The following is a 13,872-nucleotide window of genomic DNA, read 5'->3' as shown; positions in this document are numbered from 1 at the left end:
ATTCCTATTTCCCAATACCAGGCGCTCCCAGGCGTGCTTGAGGCCGAGGCCTATTCTTCCATGTCTGGCATACAAAAGGAAAATACCGGAGACACCGGCGGAGGCCTGAATATAGGTTACGTAGACGCAGGTGACTGGCTAGACTATCGTGTGAATGTAGCTACTGCTGGCACCTACACCCTTAACCTGCGGGTGGCCGCACCGGCTGCTGGTGGCTCCATAGAACTTAGGAACGCTTCTGCGAAGGTCCTGGCATCTGTGCAGGTGCCTGCTACGGGTGGTTGGCAAACCTATACTACCGTTAAAACTTCTATAACCCTGAGTGCCGGTGATCAGACGTTACGCATCTATGCTCCCCAAGGCGGATGGAACCTGAACTGGTTTGAAGTAACCAAGGCACTCACTCCGGCAGTGATCACCTTCAATGCTATACCCAACAAGATGGTGGGCGACGCTCCTTTTGATTTGATCGCCTCCAGCACCAATGGTTCAGCTCCTTTTACCTTTACTTCTTCCAACCCCGCCGTTGTTTCTGTATCTAATACTTCGGGCAAATGGAAAGCCACAGTAGTAGGTTCTGGAACGGCTGACATTACTGCTTCCCAAGCTGCCAGCGCCGGCTACACTGCCGCTACTAACGTTACACAACAAGTGCTGGTAAGTTCATCTTCTAACCAGGAACTGAACGCCGCCAACAAAATTACCCTGCAAGCTAAATTTGCCTCTAAACCTACTTCCGCCAGCGCTTCATTCGCTGACATGAAATACGACAAGTCTGTAGGATTCTTATTTGTGAAGGACGATGCCCATCCCGGTGATTACAACCTGGTGTACAAAGTCTTAAACGGTGGCACTGCTATTGACGGAAAGACCTACCCAAGAATCACGTACACAGATGGAGCCGGAAACCCTGTAGGCTATAAAGCAAGCTTCGCCATCAATGGCAGAGGAGATGAACCAGGCTCGGCCTATACTCAATATCCGCAATACAAAGAAATGATCAACAGCGGGTTTGACGTGATGAACCACACCCGTAATCATGGTGGCTACCATAGATACCAAGAGATCAAAGAACTGGAGAAAGAAATATTCCTAAATACAGGTTACAGAACCAGAACCGGGGTAATCCCTACCGCTGACGAAGGATTTGTTTCTTCTTGGATTCAGGAAGGCTATAAGTTCATTGGCAGCACGTTTGGGGTTGCTGCTTCACGGGACGGCTATGATGAATACGTGAGCTGGAATGACAGAGCTGTCATCAAAACCATGAACCCTAATTACCTCCTGGTGTCGCGCTTCACCATGGATGATATGTGGAAAGATGACCTTGGAAGTGCTGACACATGGGTTGATAAGATCTTTGCCGCCGCTCAGAATGGTAACAAGATTATGGCACATGCTTTCTCTCATGGTCCTGGCGGAGCAGGAGAAGTGCAGTATTTCCAAAAATTCATTCATTACATCAAAGACCACCCTTCTAACAAAGACCGGGCTTGGATAGCAGGCACCCAGGAATTTGCTGAGTATTATGAGACCAAAGAGAACGTCGTAAAATCTGAAGTACTTTCCGGTAACACGTTAACCATCACTTTAGACTTATCAAAAATCTCTGATAAAAACAGCTTAAGAGATATGTCTTTGTTGGTGAACAGCGATGCTTCCATCAGCAGCATCACTGTTACCGGCGCCGATAGTTATTCCTATAACTTAAGCACCAAACTGGTGAACGTGTTTAAGAAAAACACCAAAGTCTCTTCTCCTTTCAATGACCCAACACCTCCACAGATTACCTCTGTAACCGCTAACGGTAAAAAGCTGGTGATCACTTATGACAAGGCGGTGACACAATCAGGTACTTCGGGTTATGAAGTGGTTGGAAATAAGATCACTGAAATGAATGGTGGCGGCACCGAATGGACGCTCACGCTGCAAGATAAATGGGAAACTACCCAGAAGCTTACCTATAGAATGCAGCAAGGAAACGCCGCAGGAAATGGGCTGAAAGTAACTTCTTACATTGAGCATCCTGTAGTTGCAAAAAACAATGGTTCTGGTAGCCAAACTGAGTTAGCACCGGCTGTTATCACATTCAACGCACTTTCAGACAAGAAAGAAGGCGATGCTTCTTTTGAACTGACCGCGACCAGCACAAACACCGCTACTCCAATCACCTTCACTTCTTCTAACCCTGGGGTGGTATCCGTTACCAACACAAACGGGAAATGGTTCGCCAAAGTGGTAAGTGCCGGAACTGCGAATATTACCGCCTCACAGGCGGCCAGCGCAACGTTCAAAGCAGCCACCAGCGTGGTAAGAAGTCAGTTGGTATCTGCTCCTGCGGCAAACAAGCCAGCACCCATCAGAAACCAGGATGAAGACCCTGCGCTGAAGAATGGCAATGAAGCCAATAGAGTGACAGGCGTTGTTCCTTTAGAGAAGTATGATGTTTACAACCTAAACAACACCAAGTATTTAGATGCATTGGTAGACGGAAGCACTGATTGGACGGAATATGGCCACGGAATGCTCCTGGAAGTTGCCGAGACCTACTTTGACGTACGGGATTACCACGTTAAACTTTCGCAACTTAAAATCTTCAACAACAGCTTTGGAGATTACGGAACAGAAGACGCCGAGTGGTACTATGTGCCAAAAGGTAAATTCCCAAAAGACAGAGTACTGCTTGGAAAACACAGAGGCAAGCCTTACCTGCAATACTCAAACTTCCCTGCCACTCCGTTTGAAGAGCCGGTAGAGATAAGCTACATTATCAGAAAAGGGCCAACTTACATGCCTAGAGAAGTTTCCATTGTAGGTTCTTACATTCCTAAGCCTGCCAAGGTTTATGAAGAAAGAGCGAAGCAACCTTTTGCCAACCACCTGGGAAATAACAGCTTCGTGTGGGATTTCACTAATCCAAACGCCCAAAGCACAGTTGTTCCTGCTAAACTGGAGGCCGCGAAGACGTTTATCGGAGGTTTCCGGTTCTATATGGATGCCACTACGTTTGAAGCAAACCGGGAGGTATACACTTTCAACCCTACTTCCTCTGGCTGGTGGAATTATGATGTGTTATTTGCAACCTTAAAGGAAAACAACCTTCCGGCGCTTGCTTGTATCAGGGGGCAATCTGGTCCTATGCTGCGGTCTTACCCAGAAAAAGACCGTGACATGGAAAAGGTACCGGTCTACTATAACAGCAATCTAGAAGACCCTGCTTCTTACAAAGAAAATGCGCAGTTAGGCTTCCAGACGGCTGCCCGCTACGGCTCAGGTTTAAGTGCTGACGGAACAGATAGAAGCGAGTACTTACGCTCTAAGTCTAAAGTTCAAACCACTAAGTTCACCAACAGCTCAGGAGAGAATTTCTCCTCTATCAATGACGTGAAAGTTGGGCTAGGAACCTTAACCTACATCCAACATGACAACGAACGCGACAAATGGTGGAAAGGCAGACAAGGCTACCAAACCGGCCGTGAGTATGCTGCCAACATGAGCGCCTTCTATGATGGACACAAAGGGGCTTTAGGGCCGGGAGTAGGCGTGAAAGACGCAGATCCTAACATGAAAGTGGCTACTACGGGTATTGCCCTAGCCAACACCTACTTTTACCAAGGCATGCTGGATTGGTGCAGAGAATTCAGGGGCTACAAGAAAGACAAAAATGGCAATCTGTTACTAGATAAAAACGGTGCCGCCATTGTTGACTTTCCCGCTGATATTATTGCCTTCCATAATTACCTGAACAATGGTGGCCAGCAACACAGTGGCACCAGAGGAGTTGCTCCTGAGCTTGGCGGAATAGAAGAAATAGCGGGTCGTTTTGTGAAGTTTGTGAAGGAAAAACTACCGGGCGTAGAGCTTTGGCAGACTGAAACCGGATATGACACCCGCTCCCGCTCTTCTCAGGCAGCACTAGCCATTGGATCTAAGAGCCAGGATATCACCCAGGCTGACTGGAACCTGAGGATTTCCCTGATTAACTGGAAACTGGGTATTGACAGAACCATGTATTACATGCTGTATGACACACCGCTGAATACCGACTGGGATATCTACACTCGTTCGGGCTTCCTGAACAACGACCAGACCAGACGTCCTTCAGCAGATTACTTCAAGCAGGCAGGTCAGCTTCTAGGCTCCTTCACGTACAACAAAACGATCAACGCTGATCCGTACATTATTGAGGGGGTGAAGGGTTCTGAGAAAATCTACGCCTGCTGGATTCCTGACGAAGTAGGCAGAACCGGCACTTACCTGTTAAACCTAGGCAATGCAGAATATGCCTACATCTACACGCCTAAACCAGGAAGCGACGAGATGAGCATGCAGAAAGTAAAGACCCAGGGCGGCAAAGTAAACATCACGGTATCTGAAACTCCAATTTTTGTGAAGACCACTGAGTTCATCGCTAAAACGGCGGCTAAAACGGCCGTGATAGAAGAAGAATTAAGCTCTTTCAAACTTTACCCTAATCCTACATCAGAGTCCATCAACATTGAGTTGGAAAGCGAAGATGTAGCGAACAAGGTACAAGTAAGGATTACCAGTATGACTTCTGGAAGACTTCACGAAACCTTTGAGTTTGAGAAAACAGCTCCTTCCTTCCATCAGAAACTCGACCTTAAGTCACTACCTGCGGGTGGGTACGTGATTGAGATTATTCAAGGAGGAAGAAAAGAGGTTAAGAAGTTCTTTAAAGTACAGTAACCTACCTAAGACTAGTCAAGTAGCAAGTTCCATTTACGGGATCTTACTACTTAAAAGGGATAGAGCCTTTTCTGAAAGGCTCTATCCCTTTTTTCATGCTTAAAAATGAAGGATTTTAGGATAGCGTTTTAGGTCTGATTTTGCGAAACAAGTCCCTAAATAGCAGTTGCTGTAGACTTGAATTAAACTGGATCGGGGAAAGTTTACTTGTCTGAATTCAAATCATACACAGATACTACTGCCCCAATAGCCTCAAACCCTTCGCCTGTTTTCTTTCCCAGGTTATGAAAGGTTGGTTCAAGAATTTTGCCGGGCGTTGCGTGATAAAAATACCAAGCTGGCTGGCCTACAAACTCTCCTATATCACTTCTGATGTTTACGTTATACAAGTAGAATACTCTATCATGTCCTTTTAATTTCTGAAAGTCAGGAGACAGGTTCTGGAGATATTCCGTTGGGTTGGCTGAAGCTTTTTTCACGTCGCTCCCCCTCACTGCGGTAAACTTCAGATCATACGCATCTTTATAATAAGCATACGCTTGCCACATGTTCCAGTAGACATACACTACATCGCCTTCTTTGTAATGGTCAGTTATATAGAGCAGCGCTTCACGGTTTGCTTCTTTTCTAAGGAAGTAATGCGGATTAGCGATTTCCCACGTGGTGTTCCAAACAACTGGCAGCAACAGTAACACAACAAGGAATGGCTTGATCTGTACCTTGGCTGCGAGAAAGGAACTCAGGGCTTGCGCCCCGAAACAGGTGAGCAAGGTGAACATGGGGAACAGGAACAGAATAAACCGCTCATGGAATGGGTAGAGTTTCAACCCCGAAGCAAGCAGTGCCAGCAAAATGGGAAAAACCAATACCTGGAATTTTAAACGACTCTTTTTCAGCAGCAGGAACGCCCCGGCTAACATCAGCAAGAACGGCACTACCCTTAGGTTTTCAAACAGGTAAGCATAAGGCCAATGTAAATGGAGTAGGTTTTGCCCCATCGGGTTTTTCAGAATAGAGATGGCTCTTTCTGGAAACCACTTCAGGTCAGCAACAGAAGTAGGCGGGAAAGGCACAAATGCCTGATAATAGTTTTCAAAAAAGTGAATGAGCCAAGCCGAGTCTTTAAACTTGCTCATGAAGACTAAATAGATGGTTCCAAAACTGACAAGCCATACACTGAAGACAGCCGCATAACGGAACAACTTTCGCCACTCTTTTCTTAAGAGTTCATTCAGGCAAACCGCAAAGGCAATACCCGCCAGCACAAAAATCACGGAGTAAGAAAACCACGGCAAAATGGCTCCGGCCACCGCCCACGCAAGAAGAGCCCTGGTGCCCGTTCGGGAATGATAACGCAAGTAGAAAAACAGCGCTAAAACGGAAGCGCACAACTCGGCGCTGTATTGTTTGGCCTCTACTGAATGATAAACCACCGGGTTCGCCAAGGCTAGAATGGCCAAAGCCACCAGTGCGGCCCAAGGTTTCAGAAAATAACGAGCAACGGGCACAAAGAAAAACAAAGCAGCAATCCCGACCAGAAGGGAGAACAGACGTAGCGCCATTTCACCCTTTCCAAAAAGGATAACGGAAAGCTTCACCGCCCACAGAAACCCCAGAGGACCTTTCTGCTCATAGGCCAATGGCTGGGTAGCCAGTTCCCAAAAGCTCATTTTGATCAGACTTATTCCCAGGTACAGCTCATCTAACCACAAAGAACGGTTATCAATGTAGTGGAACAACCTGATGGCAATACCAATGGCAATTAGGAAGGCGGTGAGGTTCTGGATTAGCTTCTTTGAGGTCACGCCTTCCGTAAACAAGTTGGTGGTTTTGTCTTGCGTAAGAGTGGGAGAAGCTATTTTGTAGAAAAGGAACATAGGATACCCTATTGTTAGGTCAAAATAAAATCTGATAGGTATAAGTGCACAAGGCACCCATTCATGGTTAAACCTTTTGCAACCTGCTTAAGGATGGACCGCACCTTTTTTTCACCTACTTTCTTGAAAACGGCCAGAAAAGAGCCGTCTTTGTTTCTGCTGTGTTTTTATGAAAACTGACCTAAAGCGCTGGTGTCAATCTACTGCCTTTATCCGCAGAAACTTCCGCTAGATACCCTGGCGCCATACAGTACACAGGGAAGCGAAAGGCTATTTACAGTGTCTCTATCTCAAACAAGCTAAGCTTCAGACCGTAGGTTTCAAACGTCTGGACTTCTCTCCCCATTTTTAGCAGTCTCTTATGTAGGCTTTGCTTTTCCAGCACTTCTTTGATGTACCAGCGCGGCTCCATTTCAAAATCTCCTATGTTCATGCTCAGCCTCTTGCTATAGAACACCCAAACCCGTTTCGCTTTTTTCAGGCTTTTCACCTCTGCCGTTACCTTGTCAAGATAATCGGTTGCGTTTTCAGAGGTTTTTCTAAAATCGCTTCCTTCCACCGCGGTGAATTTCAGTTGGTGAATGTCGCGGTAAAACCGGTAAGGGGTGAGCATGTTCCAATACACATACACCTGATCGCCGGGCTGGTAATGCCTGTTTATCTCAAACAAGGCCTCCCGGCAAAACGATTTCTTGTAATCTCCAAATTTGCGTGTCTCGAGTACCTGGTTTGCCGATGACCAAAAAGGGGCGGCCAATACCAACATAGCCAGGAAAAATGCCAATCTGCGGTTAACCTGCTGCGCGTAGGCAGCTATGCGCTCACAGCCCAACGCAATGATCAAGATTAACAAAGGAGCCAGAAACACAGTCAACCGCTCCCAGATAGGATATAACTCCAGCGCCGAGGCAACCAGCAGCAGCAGAAAGGGAAGAATCAGAACCAGCAGGAACTTTCTGTCTCGTTTAGTGAATAGCAAAAGCCCTATAACCGCACATGCCACCGCAAAAATGGGCCTCCTCAGAATGTACCGCACCACTCCGTTCTCTACAGAAGAAACATCCCACAGCAGCCCCAGGGGATAGTGCAGCAACCGGGTTCCTAAATTCTTAAGGGGCCAGACCAAATCACTAAGAGAGGAAGGAGGAAAAGGCATGAACGCTCCCCTGATTCTGAAGTAATGCAGCAGCCATTCCCCCTCGGCTAACCTAGAGGTAAACACAAAGTAATTGACCGCGAAACTAACCAGCCACAGTCCAAAAGGAATGACTAACCGGAACACCGTGGCCCACTCCTTTCTAACTAGGTGATAAAGCGTGATACCCATGGCCATACCGGCCAGAATAAAAATTGAGGTATAAGAAAACCAGATAATGACAGATCCTCCTATGCCCCACTTAAGCAAGGATGAGAGATTTCTTTTGTCATGGAACCGTGTATAGAGGTACAAACAGAGGATAGTAGCCAGCAACTCTGTGCTATACTGCTTTATTTCTACTCCGTGGTACACCAAAGGAGGCGCTAAAGCCAAAATACCCACGGCCACCGCTACCCCCAACGGTTTTAGAAAATAGCGGGCAACCGGCAAGAAGACGAATAAGGATAAAATTCCGCAAAGAAGAGGGAACAACCGAAGCGGCATTTCACCTGTACCAAAAAAGACAACTGCCAGCTTGCACATCCACAGGAACCCAATGGGGGCTTTCTGCTCATACTCCAACGGAGAGAAGGTAAGTTGCAGCAGGTCCATTTTGATCAAACTGGCTGCCAGGTATATTTCATCCAACCACAATGATCTGTTATCAAAGTAGTGGAATAGCCTGAAGAACACACCCACTGCTATAAGCACCCAAGTTACCTTTACCCATCCAAATCTGGCCTTGATAGAGATATCAGAAGTGGACACCTCTTTGGGGATTAGAACAGGCGCCGCATTAAAGTAAATTTCCATACACTAAGGTGATTCTCATAGATTGCTTGCTGTTGAGCAAAGCAACTGGTGGCCTTGCTGCTAATTTACTTAACTGAGGCCTGACGCTACACAGCAGAGACACTTGTCTATGCACATTCAAGTAGCAAGGAAGCATAAGTCAAAAACAATACCAAAATTTTTATAAAATGTATTAAATAACTGCTAGCGCAGTAGATCATATTGAATTTTATCATTACGAAATATAAATTAGTATGTTTGCACTACCATTACTTCTTCACGCAACAACTATGAATCAATAATGAGAATTTATCAGGAGCCCTCTGGTTTGTTTACCATATCAGAAGGGGTTCAGGGCCCTTTTGGCTAAAACAGCCTGTAAACAGTGTTTTCACCATGCTTGGATATGGACTTAGTATTGCATTTAGTTTACAGACGTAAGGACAAGAAAACAGTATAGGAACCGCACTCATGCAGTTCTCAGGCAAGTAACCCACGGCACTTATATGATTCCTGTTCTTTTAAATGTACAGTAGTTTGCAAAGAATGAATAGCAACATCTCTGTAAAGCAGTTCTTGGTTCAGCTCTGTTGAAATTAATATCTTGATTTACAAATTTTTACAAAATTTATAATATTAAAATGTAACTATATAATGCTACTTCCGTTTTTGACCTGAATTCAATAAATGGAGGTTAGAATATAACATCATTGGTTTATTGCAGCAATACGTGGGTTATGGTTTTCATCTTTTAAGAAATGCCCATAGAAGTAATCATAAAATAGATGGTTCAAGCAAGTACTTCATGAAGTATTTACTTTCAATTTCTACTGTATTTCTCAATCAGTATTTATATCACATTGCTATACCACCTCCATTCAAGACATTATGAATCAAGAATTTAATTTGGATTGGAATAAAATAAAAGCTGTCATCTTTGATGTAGACGGGACCTTATATACCCAATCTAGGCTCCGGAAAAAGATGTTATTTTCCTTGATAAGTCATTATACCTTAAAACCTTGGGCCTGGAAAGACATTCTGATTCTGCACCATTTCAGGGCTGAGCGGGAGAAAAAAGCGGGGGTGGTCTGCAGGAATCTGGAGGAGGCACAATACGCCTGGTGCGCCGAGAAAGGCAACTTCCCTATTCCCAGAATAAAAAAGGTAATAGATCATTGGATATTCAAGTTCCCCAATCAGTACCTAGCGGGCTGCATATATCCAGGCGTAACGTCTTTCTTTAACACTTTGAAAAGCAAAGACATAAAGATTGGAATTTACTCTGATTATAAGGCACTTGACAAACTAGAAGCCATGGGCCTTTCTGCCGACGTGGTTGTTTGCTCCACTGACAAGGACATAGACTTTTTGAAGCCGCACCCCAAAGGCCTCTTGTACATAGCCGAAAATTTAGGGCTTAAACCTGAAGAATGTCTGTTCATAGGTGATCGTCAGGAACTAGATGGTGAGTGCGCGATCAAAGCGAATATGCCTTACCTAATTGTAGAAAAAAAGCCCTACAAAGAGTTCGAATTTTATGACAAAATAAACCAGCAATTACTTAATTATAAGCCAGTTGCTCTTGAAGCTCAGCCTTGATTCCTAAAATAATTCTGCGTTTTACAGTAACTAAAGTTTTGATACAAGCTTTTCTATCAAACTAAAGGTTCACCGCTATCTAAGCTTAAGAAGCTCTACAAACTATTCTTAGTGATAAAATATACTTAAACTAATTAGCAACAAGCATAAAGCGTACAGGCAAATTCCATATTGGGATTTAATGATTCAAAATGGGAAATAGTTCTTCAGGTTTACTATACACAATTTTTACCACTTGGGTGTATTCACCTTTACGCTCTATTTTAAGCTTATTTTAATAAGAATTAAAACATATTTTATAAAAAGTATAATACTGGCACGATTTTAAACCTGTATAATATATTTTTTATAATAAATTACTGATAATTTAGGACGAACACGCAATCTTACCACCCTGGAGAACTTCTCTACTAAACAAAACGAAAAACCAATGAGCTCAACATTTACTTATCCAGATTCCCCGCAGCAAGAGGTAGTATTAAGACCAGCTGGTTTTAAAGAGTATGTGGCTATTGCCAGACCAGACCATTGGTTTAAGAATATCTTCATGTTACCAGGTATGCTATTCGCCTTCATGGTGTATAATACAGCCCTGGACTTTGAATTGCTGTTTAGAATTGTGGTAGGTATTGTAAGCACGTGTTTAATTGCTTCTGCCAATTATACCATAAATGAATACCTGGATGCGGAATTTGACCGGTTCCACCCAGAAAAGAAGAAAAGATCTGCCGTTGTAACTGTTTTAAGCCCACTGGTAGTTTATAGTGAATACCTAGCCCTCGCAGCATTAGGTTTGGGGCTTTCCTACTTCATCTCTATGCAGTTTCTTGCCCTGGAGGCTTTCCTGCTCTTCATGGGTATTATGTACAATGTAAGACCCTTCCGCACCAAGGAGCGCGTTTACCTTGATGTGTTGTCAGAGTCCGTAAATAACCCCATCAGACTTGCTTTGGGCTGGTTCATCTTTGTTCCTGCCGCTTTATTGCCAACCAGCTTGTTAGACCCAGCTTGGGCTTTTATTCCGCCAAGCAGCATAATTCTGGCTTATTGGATGGGAGGTGCGTTTCTGATGGCTACTAAAAGATTTGCGGAGTACCGCTACATCAACAACCCAGAACTGGCCGGCCTGTACCGTAAATCTTTCAAGAAATACACAGAGAACAGCCTTCTCATTTCCATGTTCTTCTATGCCATCACCTCGGCTTTCTTTTTAGGTATTTTCCTGATTAAGAACAAAATAGAGCTTTTAATCAGCTTTCCTTTCTTTGCCCTGTTGTTTGCTTGGTATCTGGGAATCGGTCTCCGGAAAGATTCTGTAGTCCAAGGCCCAGAAAAGCTGCACAAGGAGACATCGTTCATGGTCTATGTGGTCTTGTTCACGGTTCTGCTTATGGCTTTGGTGTACATGGATATTCCTTCTTTGAACTGGTTCCTGAAGCAGTCTTTCTAAACGCTGGCAGCGTTCAGCCTTTCTCTCAACATTTATTCACAAGCATCGCTTCAAAGTACTCCGGTGATAATGAAACATACGTCTTATGATCTGGTGGTGATAGGCACTGGTTTCGCATCAACATTCTTTCTGCACAAATACCTGAGCAAAGCCTCGTCTTCTAAAGCCAAAGTACTTGTTTTAGAAAAAGGGCATCTTTTCCCTCACGCGGAGCGGGTGAAAGAAAAGAGAGGAGAAGTTACCGCTTATGCAACACTTAACCCTGCCTCACAGGACACCTTTGACAACCATAACCATAAAAAAGACTGGGTTTTCTCACAGGGTTTTGGCGGCAGTTCAAATTGTTGGTATGGCTGCACCCCACGTTTTATGCCCTCTGATTTCAAGATGAAATCACTGTATGGCATTGGAAATGATTGGCCAATACAATATAGTGAGTTGGAGCCCTACTATGAACAGGTAGAAGAGATCATGTCTATCTCAGGGCCTTCCATCACTCCTTTTCCTAAAAAAGCCTCCTACCCTCTGCCTCCGCACGTATTTTCCACGGTAGACAGGATGCTGCATAAAGAGTATGGGAGTCTATATATCAATCAGCCTACAGCCCGAGCCAGCGTTGCGGTCAATGGCAGAAGCGCTTGCTGCTCCAGCACCGTTTGCCATGTGTGCCCGGTAAACGCCAAGTTCACCATTGAGAACTCAAATATGGGGGTGTATGAAGACCCTCGCGTAGAGTTGCTGTACGGTGCACAGGTGTATAGCCTGGATTTGGAGCAGAATGTGGCCAGAAAAGCCAACTTCCTCAAGGACGGCAAAGAATACCATGTGGCCGCCGAGGCCATTGCGTTGGGTACTAATGCCATGTTTAACGCCAATATTCTCTTAAACTCCGGTGACACCAACCCATTCACTGGCAAAGGCATTGGAGAGCAAATAGGGTTACAAGCTTCTGTGTATCTAGATAACCTGGAGAATGTGGGAGGCAGTACCTGGGTAAGCGCCAATGGCTACATGCTGTATGACGGAGATCACCGGAAGGACTTTGCCGCGTGCTTAATGGAGTCTAATAATGCGCCATACTTTAGGTTAGAGCGGGGAAAATGGCGCCAGATTGCCAACTTCCGGATGGTATTTGAAGACTTACCCGAAGCTCATAATTACGTGGCTACCACTGCAGACAGAATGAGACCGGCCATACATTTCAAGGGTCCCTCAGACTATGCGTTGAGAGGCATAGAAAATATGAAAGCGAAGCTACCCAGCCTTTTGTCTTGTTTGCCGGTTGAAAAGATTGAGTTTGCAGAGCCTTATGAGTCTGAGGCACATATTCTAGGCTCTACCAGAATGGGCAAAAGCGCCGAAGAAGGAGTGATAGACAGCCATTTGATCCATCATCAGTACCGGAACTTGTTTGTGCTGGGGAGCGGAAGCTTTACCACCTACACCCCAGCAAACCCCACCCTTACTTTATCGGCTTTGTCTCTGCACGCCGCCGATAAAAGCTTTTAAGGGCGTTTTATCAAAAGAAGACTAAAAGAGGAACTACCATGACACTGCTGAAAGATTCTCCAATTGAGGAAAAGGGAAAGAAGGTTAATATGAACAGAAGATCTTTCTTGAAGTTGACAAGCCTGGCCGGAGCTGCACTCATTACGCTTCCCAGCCTTGGTTATGTGTACACCTCCAACCAGGAGGCAGCTGTTGGAGTCATCATGAAGGAACTTCACTACCTGAAATTAGATAAAAAGGGAGTTGAACAGTTTGTGCAGGATTTCTTCGAAACACACTATATAAACGAAAGCTTAAGAGCCCAGGTAAATCTTAAGTCTATCTATTATTTAAGGCTAGATATCAAAAAGTCAGAGATGGTGACCGAGTTGGTCCAAAAGTACCTCTTATCTACTGACTTCTTTTTAAACAAAATGGATGAGAGCAAGCCCGTAAAGTACCTAGGGGTGGTATATACTCCCTACGCGAAGCCGTGCTTTAATCCATTCTCCTCTTTGTATTACCCGCAAGCCACTGTTTAGATCAGCTTACGGCTGAATACGTAGCGGCCCAATGGAAGAATCCTCCCTAAAGGTCTGCCAGCTAAATACCTTCTGACTTTCAGGCACCTTTTTACAGCTAATAAAAGTACGCATTGCGGCATTTATCAAGGTAAAATACGCCGTTTGAATTAAGTACTTCATAACTCACACTACATGGCTACACCTTTACTTTCCTTCAAGCAAGCCTTCATTGCGCAGGACATCAACTACTACAGCTTCCTGAAGGAGAGCGCCTCGCCCGAGAAGTACGCT

The 13,872-nt window shown here is 44.8% G+C and carries 7 protein-coding genes; 5 read left to right on the top strand and 2 right to left on the bottom strand.

Annotated elements, in window-relative coordinates; translation table 11 throughout:
• The first annotated feature begins 33 nt into the window (after window positions 1-33).
• Window positions 34-4,710, top strand: a complete 4,677-nt coding sequence (locus tag ACY0JR_RS21060; protein ID WP_462636147.1) for a carbohydrate-binding protein — start codon at window positions 34-36, stop codon at window positions 4,708-4,710.
• A gap of 203 nt (window positions 4,711-4,913) precedes the next feature.
• Here ACY0JR_RS21060 and ACY0JR_RS21055 read toward each other — a convergent pair whose 3' ends face one another.
• Complete coding sequence (locus tag ACY0JR_RS21055; RefSeq protein ID WP_462636146.1) at window positions 4,914-6,587, bottom strand: glycosyltransferase family 39 protein; 1,674 nt, start codon at window positions 6,585-6,587, stop codon at window positions 4,914-4,916.
• 274 nt (window positions 6,588-6,861) lie between these two features.
• Window positions 6,862-8,538, bottom strand: coding sequence for an ArnT family glycosyltransferase (locus ACY0JR_RS21050; RefSeq protein WP_462636145.1), 1,677 nt, complete (start codon window positions 8,536-8,538; stop codon window positions 6,862-6,864).
• Between the two features lie 867 nt (window positions 8,539-9,405).
• Between ACY0JR_RS21050 and ACY0JR_RS21045 the strand changes: the two genes are divergently transcribed.
• The 4 genes from ACY0JR_RS21045 to ACY0JR_RS21030 all read left to right on the top strand — a co-directional run bounded on the left by ACY0JR_RS21045 (window position 9,406) and on the right by ACY0JR_RS21030 (window position 13,599).
• Window positions 9,406-10,119, top strand: a complete 714-nt coding sequence (locus ACY0JR_RS21045) for an HAD family hydrolase (protein WP_462636144.1) — start codon at window positions 9,406-9,408, stop codon at window positions 10,117-10,119.
• 430 nt (window positions 10,120-10,549) lie between these two features.
• Window positions 10,550-11,569 carry a UbiA family prenyltransferase gene (locus ACY0JR_RS21040; RefSeq protein ID WP_462636143.1) on the top strand — a complete coding sequence of 340 codons (1,020 nt, stop codon included), beginning with the start codon at window positions 10,550-10,552 and terminating at the stop codon, window positions 11,567-11,569.
• Between the two features lie 69 nt (window positions 11,570-11,638).
• On the top strand, window positions 11,639-13,078 hold the full coding sequence (locus ACY0JR_RS21035) for a GMC oxidoreductase (protein WP_462636142.1): 1,440 nt from the start codon (window positions 11,639-11,641) through the stop codon (window positions 13,076-13,078).
• Window positions 13,079-13,116: 38 nt separating this feature from the next.
• Entirely contained in the window at window positions 13,117-13,599 is a 483-nt protein-coding gene (locus tag ACY0JR_RS21030; RefSeq protein ID WP_462636141.1) for a twin-arginine translocation signal domain-containing protein, read from the top strand.
• The last annotated feature ends 273 nt before the right edge of the window (window positions 13,600-13,872 follow it).

The sequence above is a fragment of the Rufibacter sp. JT3400010 genome, from assembly GCF_054956755.1.
Note: the sequence above shows the minus strand (reverse complement) of the source record. Positions and strands in the feature narration are given on the sequence as shown.